At 68.2% G+C, this 14,237-nt stretch carries 14 protein-coding genes; 3 read left to right on the top strand and 11 right to left on the bottom strand.

Annotation, left to right across the window (positions count from 1 at the left end):
• Positions 1–18: 18 nt before the first annotated feature.
• Entirely contained in the window at positions 19–3,510 is a 3,492-nt protein-coding gene (locus J8I34_RS15870) for an FtsK/SpoIIIE family DNA translocase (protein WP_209806437.1), read from the bottom strand.
• Positions 3,511–3,746: 236 nt separating this feature from the next.
• On the opposite strand from J8I34_RS15870, the gene J8I34_RS15865 reads away from it, so the two are divergent.
• Complete coding sequence (locus tag J8I34_RS15865) at positions 3,747–4,967, top strand: EAL domain-containing response regulator (RefSeq protein WP_209806411.1); 1,221 nt, start codon at positions 3,747–3,749, stop codon at positions 4,965–4,967.
• A 16-nt stretch (positions 4,968–4,983) separates the two neighbouring features.
• Here J8I34_RS15865 and J8I34_RS15860 read toward each other — a convergent pair whose 3' ends face one another.
• The 3 genes from J8I34_RS15860 to J8I34_RS15850 all read right to left on the bottom strand — a co-directional run bounded on the left by J8I34_RS15860 (position 4,984) and on the right by J8I34_RS15850 (position 7,195).
• Positions 4,984–5,550 carry a DUF4136 domain-containing protein gene (locus J8I34_RS15860; protein ID WP_209806410.1) on the bottom strand — a complete coding sequence of 189 codons (567 nt, stop codon included), beginning with the start codon at positions 5,548–5,550 and terminating at the stop codon, positions 4,984–4,986.
• 56 nt (positions 5,551–5,606) lie between these two features.
• Complete coding sequence (locus tag J8I34_RS15855; protein ID WP_029048228.1) at positions 5,607–6,026, bottom strand: DoxX family protein; 420 nt, start codon at positions 6,024–6,026, stop codon at positions 5,607–5,609.
• Between the two features lie 221 nt (positions 6,027–6,247).
• Positions 6,248–7,195 (bottom strand): LysR family transcriptional regulator, encoded by a 948-nt coding sequence (locus J8I34_RS15850; protein ID WP_209776025.1) that lies wholly within the window; start codon positions 7,193–7,195, stop codon positions 6,248–6,250.
• Between the two features lie 118 nt (positions 7,196–7,313).
• On the opposite strand from J8I34_RS15850, the gene J8I34_RS15845 reads away from it, so the two are divergent.
• The gene (locus J8I34_RS15845) at positions 7,314–7,934 is read left to right on the top strand and encodes an FMN-dependent NADH-azoreductase (RefSeq protein ID WP_209806409.1); all 621 of its coding nucleotides are present in this window, start codon (positions 7,314–7,316) and stop codon (positions 7,932–7,934) included.
• Positions 7,935–8,139: 205 nt separating this feature from the next.
• Entirely contained in the window at positions 8,140–9,429 is a 1,290-nt protein-coding gene (gene egtB / locus J8I34_RS15840; RefSeq protein ID WP_029048225.1) for an ergothioneine biosynthesis protein EgtB, read from the top strand.
• A 37-nt stretch (positions 9,430–9,466) separates the two neighbouring features.
• Here egtB and J8I34_RS15835 read toward each other — a convergent pair whose 3' ends face one another.
• The 7 genes from J8I34_RS15835 to tmk form a co-directional block, all read right to left on the bottom strand.
• A complete protein-coding gene (locus tag J8I34_RS15835; protein WP_035878006.1) occupies positions 9,467–9,874 on the bottom strand; it encodes a YkvA family protein in 408 nt (135 codons plus the stop codon).
• A gap of 13 nt (positions 9,875–9,887) precedes the next feature.
• The gene (locus tag J8I34_RS15830) at positions 9,888–10,646 is read right to left on the bottom strand and encodes an ankyrin repeat domain-containing protein (protein WP_209806408.1); all 759 of its coding nucleotides are present in this window, start codon (positions 10,644–10,646) and stop codon (positions 9,888–9,890) included.
• Positions 10,639–11,433 (bottom strand): TatD family hydrolase, encoded by a 795-nt coding sequence (locus J8I34_RS15825; protein ID WP_209776027.1) that lies wholly within the window; start codon positions 11,431–11,433, stop codon positions 10,639–10,641. Before J8I34_RS15825 ends, J8I34_RS15830 begins: the two co-directional genes overlap by 8 nt.
• A 37-nt stretch (positions 11,434–11,470) precedes the next feature.
• The gene (locus J8I34_RS15820; protein WP_209776028.1) at positions 11,471–11,995 is read right to left on the bottom strand and encodes a GNAT family N-acetyltransferase; all 525 of its coding nucleotides are present in this window, start codon (positions 11,993–11,995) and stop codon (positions 11,471–11,473) included.
• A 37-nt stretch (positions 11,996–12,032) separates the two neighbouring features.
• Complete coding sequence (locus J8I34_RS15815) at positions 12,033–12,437, bottom strand: PilZ domain-containing protein (protein ID WP_029048220.1); 405 nt, start codon at positions 12,435–12,437, stop codon at positions 12,033–12,035.
• Between the two features lie 63 nt (positions 12,438–12,500).
• Positions 12,501–13,514 (bottom strand): DNA polymerase III subunit delta', encoded by a 1,014-nt coding sequence (locus tag J8I34_RS15810; RefSeq protein ID WP_209806407.1) that lies wholly within the window; start codon positions 13,512–13,514, stop codon positions 12,501–12,503.
• A 108-nt stretch (positions 13,515–13,622) separates the two neighbouring features.
• Positions 13,623–14,234 carry a dTMP kinase gene (tmk, locus tag J8I34_RS15805; RefSeq protein WP_029048218.1) on the bottom strand — a complete coding sequence of 204 codons (612 nt, stop codon included), beginning with the start codon at positions 14,232–14,234 and terminating at the stop codon, positions 13,623–13,625.
• Positions 14,235–14,237 lie beyond the last annotated feature (3 nt).

Raw genomic sequence — 14,237 nt, 5'->3', positions numbered from 1 at the left:
TCCGCAGGTTACGTTGACTCAGTCCGCCGGCCCCGGCGCCAGTACGTCGCGCGCGCCGTTGCGGCCCATCGACGATACCAACCCGGCGACTTCCATCTGCTCGATCAGGCGCGCGGCGCGGTTGTAGCCGATGCGCAGCTGGCGCTGCACTGCCGAGATCGAGGCGCGCCGGCTGGTCAGCACGAAGGACGCGGCTTCATCGTACAGCGGGTCGGCTTCGCCATCGCCGCCGCCTTCGCCAAACAGGTCCGTGCTGCCAGCCTCGGCCGGGTCGCCGGCCAGGATGGCTTCGTCGTAATCCGGCTCGCCGAACTGCTTCCAGTGCTCCACCACGCGGTGCACTTCCTCGTCGGCGACGAAGGCGCCATGCACGCGCTGCGGGTAGCCGGTGCCCGGCGGCAGGAACAGCATGTCGCCCTGGCCGAGCAGGCTCTCGGCGCCCATCTGGTCGAGGATGGTGCGCGAATCGATCTTGGACGAAACCTGGAACGCGACACGCGTCGGGATATTGGCCTTGATCAGCCCGGTGATCACGTCGACCGACGGGCGCTGCGTCGCCAGGATCAGGTGGATGCCGGCGGCGCGGGCCTTCTGGGCCAGGCGCGCGATCAGTTCTTCGATCTTCTTGCCGGCGACCATCATCAGGTCGGCCAGCTCGTCAATCACCACCACGATCATCGGCAGCCGCGACAGCGGCTCCGGCGCATCCGGCGTCAGCGAGAACGGGTTGGGCACCTTGCGTTCGGCAGCCTCGGCGGCGCGGATCTTCTGGTTGTAGCCGGCCAGGTTGCGCACGCCCAGCGCCGACATCAGCTTGTAGCGCTTTTCCATCTCGCCGACGCACCAGTTGAGCGCGTGCGCGGCCTGCTTCATGTCGGTGACCACCGGCGACAGCAGGTGCGGGATGCCCTCATAGACCGAGAGCTCGAGCATCTTGGGGTCGATCATGATCAGGCGCACATCTTCCGGCGTGGCCTTGTACAGCATCGACAAGATCATTGCGTTGACCGCGACTGACTTGCCCGAGCCGGTGGTGCCTGCCACCAGCAGGTGCGGCGCGCGCGCCAGGTCGGTGACCACCGGATTGCCCGTGATGTCCTTGCCCATCGCCAGCACCAGGCGCGAATGGTGCGCCTGGAACGAGGCGGCCTGCACGATCTCGGACAGCCGGATCATCTGCCGGCGCGCATTGGGCAGCTCCAGGCCCATGCAGGTCTTGCCCGGGATGGTCTCGACCACACGGATCGAGGTCACGCCGAGCGCGCGGGCCAGGTCCTTCATCAGGCCCACGACTTGTGCGCCGCGCACGCCCATGGCGGGCTCCACCTCAAAACGCGTGATGACCGGGCCGGCATCGGCGCCGACCACGGCGACGGGCACCTTGAACTCGGCCAGGCGCTGCGCGATCAGTTCACCAGTTTCACGAAGGCGCTCTTCCGACACCTGTTCGGCGCTGTCGAGCTGGTTTTCCAGCAGGTCGGCGGGCGGCAGGCGGTAGTCGACCGGCGGGCGCGGCGCGGGCGGTTCGGGAACCGGTGCGGGTGCGGGAGCGGGAGCGGGCTGGCTCATGGCCAGCGGCACCGTGCGGCCGACCACCGCCGGCAGCACGATGCGGGGCTTGGCCACGGGCGCGGCGATCACGGGCGGAGCCGGCTCGGATGCGACGGTTGCTTCCGCAGGTCCTGCTGCCGCCTCGAACGCGGCGGCCGCCACTTCTTCCTCTGGCTCGATGACCTCGGTTGGCTCGACTGTTTCAACTGCCTCAACTGCCTCAACTGCCTCAACTGCCTCAACGACCTCAACGACCTCAACGACCTCAGCGACCTCAGCGACCTCAACTACTTCAGCGGCTTCAGCGGCTTCAATGGCTTCAATGGCTTCAATGGCTTCAACGGCCTCGACGACCTCCGCCTCGGCAGCAAGTTCGCCTGCGTCCATATCGGCAACGGCTTCGCCGACCAGGCCGTTGCCGTCCATCAGCGCTTCCGCGCCGCGGTCAGCGGCAGCTTCGGCCGAAACCGGAGCAGCCTCGCTCCCCTCCTCCATCGCCGAGATAGCGACAGCCTGTGCCACGGCACCGGCATCGTGAATGTCGTCAGACGGCAATGTCCCGACTGGCTGGATTTCCGGCGGTATTTCGTCTGCCTGGACCAGGCCGGCTGCCTCGGCCTTCGGCGCAGCATCGATCTCCGCCACAACAGCCGTGGCGTCGGCAACGTCGGCCACCGCCGGCGTGACTGCAGGGCTCTCAGGGGCTTCGGCGACTTCCTGGGCGGGCGCGGGCAGCGTGCCGGCCTTGCCCGCCAGGGCCTGCAATTCCGCCAACAGCTCCAGTGCTTCCTGCCGGATCGCTGTCAGCGTGGCGGCATCGGTGTCGGCAATGTCCTTGTCGATGGCTGGCAGCGCAGCCGACTCCTCCGGCGCGGCAGCCGGCGCCGCGGCGTCGGGCTCGATCACGACCGCGTCAGCTGCGACATCCACGCTGGCCTCGGCCACCGCCGTATCCGGCACCGCCGGCTCGGCGACGGCAATCGCCGGCTCGACCGCTGCCTGCACAACGCTGGCCGCGGCGGCAGGCGTGAGGGCCGCCGACTGCGCCGCTGTCGCAGTTGCCACCGCCTTGGCCTGCGACTCCGGCAATGTCGTGATTGACGAGCGCACCAGTGGCTGCGGTTGTCGGAACGGACTGCTGACCACGGTCGCGCGCGGGGCTTGCGCAGAACGTGCGGCCGCCGGTGCCGGCGAGGGTGCCGGCGCTGCAGCCGCTGCCGGCTTGCGCGGCACCGGAACCGGCGCCGGTGCGGGCCTTGGCACCGGCACCGCTTGCACAACGGCCTGGGCCGCGCCCATCGCGGCGGAGGTTCCCGCGGCGCGCACGGTCTTGCCCGCCGCCGGCGCATCGGCAGCATGCAGCCAGAGCTCGCCCGGCTGCGGCGGCGATTCACGGGTACGCCGCGGCGGCTGCCACGCGGGCTGGCGCCGCGCCGAAACCGCTTCGAAACTGCGGTGGCGCTGGGGCGGCGCGCTCCAGTTGCCCTGAGCGGCGGTGGCGGCCTCGCGGCGCTCGGCGTCGCGCGGCACCTGCGGCGTGAAGGTATTGGCGAACGGGTTGGTGAAGGCAGGCGCCGGCTCGTCCGCCGGGGCATCAGCGGCCGCCGCGCGGCGCGGCTTGCGCGCGAACAGGCCGCGCCAGGTTTCGCCGAACACCATCGGTGCCGCCAGCGCCAGCACGCCCAGCATCAGCAGCAAGGCACCGGTCCAACCGAACAGGTTGCCGAACATGCCGGCGAGCGCGCGGCCGGCGGAACCGCCCGCGGTGGACTCCGGATCGGCCCCGCCGGTCAGCGCCTCCAGGGAGGCGCTGGCACACAGCACTGCCAGCGTACCGAGCCAGGTACGCAGCGAACCCGGCCCGGCCAGCCGGCGATCACCGGCAAGCCAGCGCCCGGCCATCCGCCAGACCAGCGGCAGCACCCAGAAAGTCGAGAATCCGAACCAGCCCAAACCCATTATCGACATGCCATGTTCAAAACTACGGGCAGCGATTGTAGCGGGTATGGCAGCGGGTCATTGAACCGGAAAGCGCAAATATTCGTAACGCAGCGCGTTTCACCGGCTTTTATCGCCGGTTTCGCTGCGTCATGGCGACAGATCCGTAGCGCCGCCGGCATGCTCGCCCCACCGCTGGCCGGCACGCCGACGCCGCGCTACCATGCCCGGATGCGCTCGCCGCGCCCTCCCCTGCCATGCCGATCCGTTACGCTACCCTGCGCATCCTCGTTGTCGAAGACCACCCGTTCCAGCGGCTCGCGGCCGAGGGACTGCTGCGGCAATTGGGCGTGCAGACCGTGGTTTCGGCGGAGAGCGGCATGCAGGCCGCGGCACTGCTTGGGCGCCAGCCGTTCGACGCCGTGCTGTGCGACATCGAGATGCCCGGCGGCAATGGCCCGGAACTGATCGCCGAACTGCATCGCCGCGGCGCACACGCGTATGCCGCGGCGCCGCCGGTCTGGGTCTGGGTTACCGCGCTGGCCGAAGACATCCTGGAATCGAACCGGAGCCTGGCGCATGCCGCGGGCATTGCGCACGTGCATGCGTTGCGCAAGCCGCTGTCGCGCGATGCCGTGGAAGAGGTACTGGCCGCCGCGCTGGCGCCCGGCCCGAAAGACGACGCACAGATGCCCGCCGGCTTGCCCGACGATGCCGAGCTGACCGCCGCGGCGCGCTCCGGTGACGGGCTGCTGGTGATGCTGCAGCCGCAGCACGATCTTGCCAGCGGCCGCCTGGCCGGTGCCGAAGCGCTGGTGCGCTGGCGCCATCCGGTCCACGGACTGCTGCGGCCCGATGCCTTTATCCCGCGACTGGAAGCGCTGGACGCCGCCCACCTGGTGTTTGAATTCGTCGTGCGCCAGTGCCTGGCGGCACAGCGGCAACTGCAAGCCGCAGGCATCGACATCACGCTGGGCATCAACGCCTCGGCGCAAACCCTGTGCCGGCCAGACGTGCTGGAACGGCTGGATACGCTGGTGTCGGCCAGCGGCGTGCCGCCGCGTGCATTGACGGTGGAACTGACCGAAGGCTATCCCGTGCCCGACACGGTGGCGCTGTCGGTCGCGCTGAACCGGCTACGGCTGAAGGGCTACGGCGTGGCAATCGACGACTTCGGCATCGGCATCGCCACGCTCAAGCTGCTGGCGGACCTGCCCTTTACCCAGCTCAAGCTGGACCGCTATTTCGTCGCGCAGATCGACGGCCACGGCCAGCGCGAAGCCATTTGCCGCCACATGATCGCGATGGCGCGCGACCTGGGGCTGGAATGCGTTGCCGAAGGGGTGGAAACGGAAGCGCAGCGGGCCGCGCTGCGCGCGCTGCGTTGCCCGCTCGGCCAGGGCTACCTGTGGTCGGCACCCAAGCCCATTGACGCCTTTATCGCCGAGGCGATCGAGCGCGCGCCGCGCCCCGGCTAGCGCGGCCTGGCGCGGGCTATTGCCCCGCGCGGAACGGATATTTGGCGAAGATCTGCCCCACGACCTTGTCGATGCGCTGCTGCGCATTGGCCTTGTCGCCGGTATCCACGCTGCCCACCGCCACGCCTTCCCACACCAGCTTCTTTTCGCGGGCATCGACCAGGTCGATATTGAGCGTGCCTTCGGTATAGGTATAGACGTCGTTGTAGAAGCCATAGCCGGGCCACGGCGCATAGAGGCCGCCGCGATAGCCGTAATAGCCCATCATCGGCGCCGGCGCCGGGCTGACCTGGACCTTTTCCTGCAACCGGGCATTGAAGTTGACCAGCAGGTCCGGGGACTGCTGCGCATAGCGGTAGCCGCGCGCTGTCATCTCGCGCTGCACCGCGCCCTTCAGGTACTGGGTGGTCAGGCTCTCGTACCCCTGTCGGTCGGTGCCCGGATGCTCGACGAAGCCGAAACTGCGGTAGGCGCCGAAGTTGGTCGAGCGGTTGTAGTCGGTCTTGATGTCGGGCGCGCTGGCGCAGCCTGCAACGGTCAGCGCCACTGACACCAGCGGAAAGGACAGCCGGAAGGATTTCACGATACGTCTCCAGAGGGCACGGTCATGCTTGCGCGCGGCGCCTGCCCCACAGGGAGCTAGTTGAGCTTCCCGCTGATGCCGCCCACGCTGAGCCGGCCAGCGCCCAGCAGAGCCACGGCCAGTGCTGCGCCGAGGTACATGCCCTGAAGCTCCAGCGCCCAGCCGCCGGTATCGGCCAGCATGCCGAACTGCTTGCTGTGCACCAGGAACATCGCGAACAGCATGTTGGCGGCGACGACGACCGCCGCCAGCCGGCTCCACAACCCGATGATCAGCAGGATCGGCGCCAGCAGCTCGCCGATATAGACACCATAGGCGACCCAGGCCGGCAATCCCGCATCGGCGACCACCTTCGACACGAAACCGATGCCGGATGCGCCGGTCACCTTGGCGATGCCGTGCATCAGAATCAGCACGCCAAGCACGATGCGCAGCAACGCCTTGCCCAAATCCTGGGAACCCTGAGAGCCACCCATGGCCATTCTCCTTGCCGAGTTGTACGGGAACGGTCCGGCTTCCATGCGCCTTTACCCTCACGCGCTGGCTGCCGCCCCTGTACCTTAGTGCGAGCCGGCGTGAAGGTAAAGCCGCAATTGTCAGACTTACCTGCGCTGCGCCGATGACCCAAGGCCATAGTCCGGGTGCCGCATCCGCGCTCTTGCCGATCGCGCCAGACGTACCCGGCAAGTCGGTGGCGCTAGACCACCCTGTGCATGGCCGGCTGCCTCGCTTCGACCATGCCGGCCTTGCGCGCGCACTCGGGCAGGATTTCGCCCAGGAAATCGAGGAAGCGCCGGGTCGCCGGCGTGACGCCCTTGCGCGACGGGAAGACCGCATGCAGCGTGCCGACCGGCATCTCATATTGGGGCAGCAGCAGTTCAAGCTGGCCGCTGTCGATGGCGTCGCGGCAGTACATGCGCGGCAGCATGGCCACGCCCACGCCGGCGATCGCGGCCTCGCGCAGCAGCGCGAATTCATCGGTGACCAGGCGCGGGTCGTAGGCGATCTGGATGGTCTCGCCGGGCTTGCAGCGCAGCGTCCAGACGTGCTTGCCGTCATGCGGGTGCTGGCCCACGCCGGGCATGCCGTCGAGCGCCTGCGGCGTGCGCGGCCGGCCGATGCTGTCGAGCAGCCCGGGACTCGCCACCAGCATCAGCTGGCTCTCGCCGAAGGTGCGCACGGCCAGGCTTGAGTCCTCCATCACCTCGCGTACTCGCAGCGCGAGGTCGAAGCCTTCCGCGATCACGTCGACACGCCGGTTGGTGGCCTCCAGCTCGATCCGCACCGCGGGGTTGGCCCGCATGAAATGCCCGATGGCCGGCGCCAGCAGGATCTGTGCAATCGCCACCGGGCAGCTCACGCGCAGTGTGCCGCCGGGCTGCTCGCGCGCCTGCTCGATCACTTCGCGCGCGGCTTCGGCTTCATTGAGCATGGCGCGGCAACGTTCGTAGAACGACTCGCCGAGCGGCGTCACGCGCACCTGCCGCGTGGTCCGCCGCAGCAGCTGCACACCCAGGTCGCGCTCCAGCTGGGCGATGCGCCGGCTCAGGCGCGACTTGGGCACGCCGGTGGCGCGGCTGGCGGCCGAGAAGCTGCCGTGTTCCACCACCTGCGCGAACAGGGACAAGTCGTTGAGGTCTTGCATGACGGTTTGGCGTGGCGTTGCATCGATAGAACAATCATTTGCATTTTGCCTCACTACCGATACCAATGGCCAGCCAGTATCTTTCCTCCATCGCAACCGCCCCTTCGTGGAGATAGACATGAACATCCTGCAGATCGATTCCAGCGTCCTCGGCGGCAACTCCGTTTCCCGCAACCTGACCGCCAGCGTGGTGGCCGACCTGGTCGCAGCCAACCCGGAGGCCAAGGTCACCGTGCGCGACTTGGAGCAGGATGCGCCGGCGCACCTGTCGGGCAACCTGCTCCCGGTGCTGGGCGGTCCCAAGGATGGCCTGAGCGCCGTGCAGCAAGCCGAACTGGAGCGCACCGAGCAGTTGCTGGCCGAATTCCTCGCCGCCGACGTGCTGGTGCTGGGCGTGCCGCAGTACAACTTCGGCATCCCGAGCCAGCTCAAGGCCTGGTTCGACCGCATCGCACAGGCTGGCCGCACCTTCAAGTACACCGAGAACGGCCCGATCGGCCTGGCAGGCGGCAAGCGCGTGATCGTGGTGTCGTCGCGCGGCGGCGTGCGCCAGGATGCGAATGCGCTGGACCTGCACGAAGTCACCGTCGACGTGGTGCTGCGCTTCCTCGGCATCACCGACATCACTTACGTGCGTGCCCACGGCCTGGCCATGGGTCCGGAGTTCCGCGAAGCCGGGCTGGCCAGCGCCCGTACCGAAGTCGCGGCGCTGAACGACGCCACCCGGCTGGCTGCCTGAATGGCTTGCCGCAATGGCTGACTGAAGCCAGCGGGCCGCGGCGCACCGTGTAGGACGGCGCCTGCTCGCCCCGGCAACGGATCGGGTCTATGATGGTTCGGGGCGCTACGGCGCCCCGCGTGCCATTGGCGGCACTGGCGCAGCCAGCAAGGACGCGCCGGCCGGCCGCCTGCAGTCATCGATCGATCCATCCCCGGGAGCCCGCATGACTTCAGCCCTGTTGCCCGCCGCCGCCCTCCATCCCCCGCACGAACCTGCCCTCCTTTCACAGTATCGCCACGTCCGCGCCAGCACCGAGACGCTGGTGGCCGACCTGTCCGATGCCGATGCCACCGTGCAATCGATGGACGACGCCAGCCCGGCAAAATGGCACCTGGCGCACACCACCTGGTTCTTCGAGGAATTCGTGCTGGCCGCGCGCCTCCCCGACTATGAGCCGGTGGATCCGGACTACCGCTACCTGTTCAACTCCTATTACGAGGCAGTCGGCCCGCGCCATCCACGCCCGCAGCGCGGTCTGCTGACGCGCCCGTCGCTGGACGAGGTGCTGGCGTACCGCGAGGCCGTGGACGAGTCGATGATGGCGCTGCTCGGCAGCGCCCAGACCGACGCCGAGGCCGCGCTGATCACGCTCGGCCTGCAGCACGAGCAGCAGCACCAGGAACTCCTGCTGACCGACATCCTGCACCTGTTCGCGCAGAATCCGCTGCGGCCGGCCTTCGCGCCGGAGCTGCCCGAGCCGGTAATCGCGGACCCGCGCCCGGCGCCCGACTGGATCGGCTTCGACGGCGGCGTGGTCGAGATCGGCCATCGCGGCGAGAGCTTTGCCTTCGACTGCGAGGGGCCGTGCCACAAGGTTTACCTGCAGCCGTTCACGCTGTGCTCGCACCCGGTCACCAACCGCCAGTGGTTCGAGTTCATCGATGACGGCGGCTACCAGACCGCCGGCCTGTGGCTGTCCGACGGCTGGCGCTGGGCCTGCGAGCAAGGCATCCAGGCGCCGCTGTACTGGGAAGCGCGCGAAGGCACGTGGTGGCAGATGACGCTGCGCGGCATGCATCCGGTCGATCCGGACAGCCCGGTCACCCATATCAGCTTCTACGAGGCCGAAGCCTTTGCACGCTGGGCCGAGCGGAGGCTGCCGACCGAGGCGGAATGGGAGCACGCCGCGCGCAGCCTGCCGGCGACCGGGAATTTTGCCGAAGGCCGCGCGCTGCGGCCGCTGCCGGACCGGCAGAACACCTCGGGCGTGCTGCGCCAGATGTTCGGCGATGTCTGGGAATGGACCGGCAGCGCCTTCCTTCCTTATCCCGGCTTCCGCCCGAACCCCGGCGCACTCGGCGAGTACAACGGCAAGTTCATGAGCAGCCAGATGGTGCTGCGCGGCGGGTCGTGCGTCACGCCCGAATCGCATATCCGGGCAACCTACCGCAACTTCTTCTACCCGCACCAGCGCTGGCAGTTCACGGGCGTGCGGCTGGCGGACGACGTCTAGGCGCTGCCCTGCGTTCTAGCGCGGTGTCAGCGCGGTGTCAGCGCGGCGCCAGCCAGCGCCACGCCAGCCATGCCAGCAAGACCCACAGCAGCACGATGACCACGGCGGCCGCGCGATTGCGCGGCCGTTGCGCATGGGTGGCCTGCCAGGCCTCGGCGCGGCCGCGGCATTCCTCGGTGACCACGGGCGGAATCATCCGCAAAGCGAGCCAGATGCCCAGCGGCACGAGCACGACATCGTCGAGGTAGCCCAGCACCGGGATGAAATCGGGAATCAGGTCGATCGGGCTAAAGGCATAGCCGACCACCAGCACCGCCAGCAGCCGCGCGCCCCGCGGCGTGCCGGGGTGGCGGCTGCAGAACCACAGTGTCAGCAAGCTGGCCTTGAGCCGCCGTGCCCACTGGCGCAGGCGGCCCGGCGCGGCCGGGGCTGGCGCAGCATCCATGCCGGGGCGCTCCTTACCAGCCCTTGGTCTGCGGCGCGGCCGGGGCGTTGGCGGGACGCTGGCCGCCCGGCGTTCCCGTGGGCGCCTTCAGCGGCGGCGCCGGCACGATCGGCGTCTGCGGATAGAGCTTCTGCCAGCGCGTCTTCAGGCCATTGGCGATCTCGGCCTGGTTGTAGCGCTCGGCAAAGTCGATCACGGTCATGCCCTGCTGGTTCTTCAGGCGCATGTCGGCGCCTTCGTCCAGCAGCAGCTTGACGGTCTCGATATGCCCCGCGCGCGCGGCCATCATCAGCGGCGTGGTGCCGTTGGGCGACTCCGCGTCGATATACGCGGCATGGTCGACCAGGTACTTGACCACGTTGTCATGGCCATTGGTGGCGGCATAGTGCAGCGGGGTCCAGCCGGTCTTGTTGATCTCGGCTTCCATCTCGTCGACCATCAGCTTGACCATATCGAGCTGGCCCTGCAGCGCCGCCATCATCAGCGGGGTCTCCCCGGCGGGGTTGGCCTTGTCGAAGTCGATGTCCTTGGCGCGGATCAGCACCGTTGCCGCCTTGAGCGACTTCTCGCGCAGCGCCAGCACCAGCACCGGGTTGCCGCGGCTGTCGGCGATATTGGGATCGACGCCCTTGGCCAGCAGCTTCTTGACGGTATTGGCGTCGTCGAACTCGACCGCCTTGCGCATGTCATCGGCGGGCGCGGCCTGCGCCAGCGTGGCCGCGGCCAGCACCACCGCGCCGGCGGCGCGGCGGAAAAACTTCAGGTCAAACATGAGCATTCCTGTCGATATGCCTGAATAGGTTGAAGAAATTCTCCGTCGTCTGCTCAGCCACCTGCGCCACCGGCACCCCTCTCAGTTGCGCAATGAACTCGCCTACGTGGCGCACCCAGGCCGGCTCGTTGGTCTTGCCGCGGTACGGCACGGGTGCCAGGTAGGGTGAATCGGTCTCGATCAGCATGCGGTCGAGCGGCACCTTGCGCGCGGTCTCCTGCAAATCGGCGGCGCTCTTGAAGGTGACGATGCCGGAAAACGAGATATGGAAGCCCTGGTCCAGCGCCTGCCGGGCGACGTCCCAGGTCTCGGTAAAGCAATGCATCACGCCGCCGGCTTCGCCCGCGTTCTCCTCACGCATGAGGCGCAGCGTATCGTCTGCGGACGAGCGGGTATGGATGATCAGCGGCTTGCCGGTCTGGCGCGCCGCGCGGATATGGTTGCGGAAGCGTTCGCGCTGCCATTCCATGTCGGCGATGCTGCGGCCGTTGAGTCGGTAGTAGTCCAGCCCGGTCTCGCCGGTGCCGACCACGCGCGGGTGCGCCGACAACTCAACCAGACGCTCGACGGATGGGTCTTCCCCCTCTTCATAGTCGGGATGCACGCCGACCGAGGCATACAGGTTGGGATGCTGCTCGGCCAGCGCCAGCACGCGCGGGAAGTCCTCCAGCGTCACCGAGATGCACAGCGCATGCGTGACCTGGTTGGCGCGCATGTTTTCCAGCAGTTCGGGCAGGCGCGCGGCCAGCTCGGGGAAATCGATATGGCAGTGGGAATCAACAAACATGGGAAATCTCTTGTCCTCGGCACTAATCTTCGGCCGTTCAGGCCTGCTGCCCGTCATCCACGCGGAGGCCGAGGATGATCAGGTCGCGCTCGACGCCGTCCAGCACCGCCACGCGCGGCAGGTCGCCCCAGCGGGTAAAGCCCATCGCGGCGAACAGGCCCAGGCTGGGGGCGTTGTGGCCAAAGATGAAGCCGAGCAGTGTATTCACGCCGACCGTGGGCGCGTGGTCGATGGCCTGCTGCAGCAGGTAGCGGCCCAGCCCCTGGCCGCGGCGTTCTGCGTCCAGGTAGATCGAGACCTCGGCGGTGCCGCCATAGGCCGGGCGGCCGTAGAAATCGGAAAAGCTCATCCAGCCGGCCATGCGGCCGTCGGCATCCTCGCACACCCAGAGCGGGCGGCGCCCGGGCTGGTGGGCGTCGAACCACGCCTGGCGCGAGGCCACGGTAACGGGTTCGGTATCGGCGGTGACCATGCGCGAGGGCACGGTGCTGTTATAGATCGCGACGATGCCCGGCAGGTCGCGGGGCTCGGCAATACGCAGCGAAAAACGGGAAGAATTCATTAACAATCAATGGATTGCGAAACTGTTTTCGCAATCTTCATAAGGTTTGTGTGGGGCGCCCGGACTCCAGCAGCTTGCCCAGGATTTCCTCCACCGCGCGGCGCAGGTTGCGCCCGTTGTCGTCGTCGGGCAAGTGTACGCCGACGCCGGGGGTCTTCATCGGCGTGCCCGCCGGAGTGATCCAGGCCACCTGGCCCGCGATCTGGTATTTCTGCGGCCGGTCCAGCAGCGACAGCACCAGGAACACCTGCTCGCCCAGCCGGAACGGCCGGTTCGACGGCACGAAAATGCCCCCGCGTGCCAGGAACGGCATATAGGCCGCGTACAGACCGGCCTGGTCCTTGATGGACAACGACAGCACATTGGGACGCGATGCCGCCCCGCTGCCGGTCGGCGCGCCCAGCGGGGCGGTCGGTGGCGCCCCGGTCGCTGCAGTGTTCATGGTTGACCCCCCTGAATGACGATGCTGCTTGTTGTTATGGGTTTGTGCTGCAATGGCGCTGCCTTATCGGAACAGCTGCCGGTACTCCAGGAATACTGCCTCCATCACCAGCCTTGCCGCCAGCGGATGGTTCTCGCTGCGGCGATGCGCGGTCAGCCGCGTCGCATAGGCCTGCAGCCGGTGCGCGTCGGTGGCCCCGGCGCAGCGCGCCAGCGCGGCGCGCTCCTTGGGGAAGTAGCGCGGCGCGGTGCCGCCGGCGGCATCCAGCCGCAGCTTCAGCAGATCGTACGTCCAGCGCTGCAGGATGCCAAGCACGGCGGGCACGGGCAGCTTCTGCAGTTGTTCGGCGACTGCGGAGGCGTCGAACGCGGCACCCGCACCCAGCTGGCTGACCAGCAGGCGTTGCAGCGGCTGCTCCTCGGCCTCGGCCGCGTGCAGCGCGGTCAGCGGCGAACCACCGGCCTGCGCCAGCTGGGCCTCGGCATCGGCAACCCCCTGGCCTTGCAGCCATCCGAGCGCCGCCTCCGGCGTCGGGCGTTGCGCCGAAAACTGGCGGCAGCGCGACAGGATGGTCGGCAGGATACGGTCGAGCCGGTCGGTCACCAGCAGGAATACGGTCGACGGCGGCGGTTCCTCCAGCGTCTTCAGCAGCGCGTTGGCGCCCTCGGTCTGCAGCGCATCGAGCGGATACACGACCACCACACGCAGGCCCGCGCGGTGCGTGCCGACGCCCACCGCATCGATCAGCGCACGCACCTGCTCCATGCGGATGATCTTGCTCGGCGCCTTTTTCTTGCCGCCTTCGTCGGTATCGGGCTCGGCCGAGGCATCCAGCGCCTCGGGGCGCACGACAGTGAAATCGGGGTGGTTTCCCTGGCTGAACCAGTGGCACGCCGAACACTGGCCGCAGGGCTGGCCGTCGGGACGCGGTGCCTCGCACAGCAGCCCTTGCGCGAAATGCAGCGCCAGGTCGCGCTTGCCGATGCCTTGCTGGCCATGGATCAGCAATGCATGCGGGAGCCGTTCGCGCAGGATGCCGAGCCGTTGCCAGTCTTCCTTCTGCCAGGGATAGAGCATGTGAATCAGTGGGTTAGCCGCGATCTTTGACGTGTTGGCTTAGAAAATCGGGTTATGGCAGCGCATGGGCTTCGCCATCATCATCCGCACATAGTGCTGCCAGATCGATTAAAGGGTTGCGATGATTTGCCCAAGTTCCTCGCGGATCGCCTCGATGCTGCGCGTGGCGTCGATCACGCGGAAGCGCCCCGGCGCCGCGGCAGCACGGCGCAAGTACTCATCGCGGGTGCGCTGGAAGAACGCGCGCGATTCCGCCTCGAACTTGTCAGGTTCACGCGCCCCGGCCAGCCGCTCGCTGGCGGTTTCCAGCGGCACGTCGAACAGCAGCGTCAGGTCCGGCTGCAGGCCGTCCTGCACCCAGTCTTCCAGGACTTCGAGCCGCTGCCTCGGCAGGCCCCGGCCCCCGCCCTGGTAGGCGAAGGTGGCATCGGTAAACCGGTCCGAGATGACCCATTCGCCGCGCGCCAGTGCGGGCGCGATGACCTCGGCGATATGCTCGCGCCGCGCCGCGAACATCAGCAGCGCCTCGGTCTCGAGGTGCATTTTCCGGTGCAGCAGCAGCTGGCGCAGGTCTTCGCCCAGCGGCGTGCCGCCCGGCTCGCGGGTGGTGACCACGGCGGGAATGCCGGGGCGCGCGCGCAGCCGCCCCGCCACCCATTCGATATGGGTGCTCTTGCCGGCGCCGTCGATGCCTTCGAAGGTGATGAATTTTCCGCGCATGGA

This window comes from Cupriavidus phytohabitans, from assembly GCF_017815025.1.
Taxonomy (GTDB): Bacteria; Pseudomonadota; Gammaproteobacteria; order Burkholderiales; family Burkholderiaceae; genus Cupriavidus.
Note: the sequence above shows the minus strand (reverse complement) of the source record. Positions and strands in the feature narration are given on the sequence as shown.

Bases quoted from the DNA above. Each gene is read 5' to 3' on its own strand.
- J8I34_RS15870 (WP_209806437.1), bottom strand. From the start codon at position 3,510: ATGGGTTTGGGCTGGTTCGGATTCTCGACTTTCTGGGTGCTGCCGCTG.
- J8I34_RS15865 (WP_209806411.1), top strand. From the start codon at position 3,747: ATGCCGATCCGTTACGCTACCCTGCGCATCCTCGTTGTCGAAGACCAC.
- J8I34_RS15855 (WP_029048228.1), bottom strand. From the start codon at position 6,026: ATGGGTGGCTCTCAGGGTTCCCAGGATTTGGGCAAGGCGTTGCTGCGC.
- J8I34_RS15850 (WP_209776025.1), bottom strand. From the start codon at position 7,195: ATGCAAGACCTCAACGACTTGTCCCTGTTCGCGCAGGTGGTGGAACAC.
- J8I34_RS15845 (WP_209806409.1), top strand. From the start codon at position 7,314: ATGAACATCCTGCAGATCGATTCCAGCGTCCTCGGCGGCAACTCCGTT.
- egtB (WP_029048225.1), top strand. From the start codon at position 8,140: ATGACTTCAGCCCTGTTGCCCGCCGCCGCCCTCCATCCCCCGCACGAA.
- J8I34_RS15835 (WP_035878006.1), bottom strand. From the start codon at position 9,874: ATGGATGCTGCGCCAGCCCCGGCCGCGCCGGGCCGCCTGCGCCAGTGG.
- J8I34_RS15830 (WP_209806408.1), bottom strand. From the start codon at position 10,646: ATGTTTGACCTGAAGTTTTTCCGCCGCGCCGCCGGCGCGGTGGTGCTG.
- J8I34_RS15825 (WP_209776027.1), bottom strand. From the start codon at position 11,433: ATGTTTGTTGATTCCCACTGCCATATCGATTTCCCCGAGCTGGCCGCG.
- J8I34_RS15820 (WP_209776028.1), bottom strand. From the start codon at position 11,995: ATGAATTCTTCCCGTTTTTCGCTGCGTATTGCCGAGCCCCGCGACCTG.
- J8I34_RS15815 (WP_029048220.1), bottom strand. From the start codon at position 12,437: ATGAACACTGCAGCGACCGGGGCGCCACCGACCGCCCCGCTGGGCGCG.
- J8I34_RS15810 (WP_209806407.1), bottom strand. From the start codon at position 13,514: ATGCTCTATCCCTGGCAGAAGGAAGACTGGCAACGGCTCGGCATCCTG.
- tmk (WP_029048218.1), bottom strand. From the start codon at position 14,234: ATGCGCGGAAAATTCATCACCTTCGAAGGCATCGACGGCGCCGGCAAG.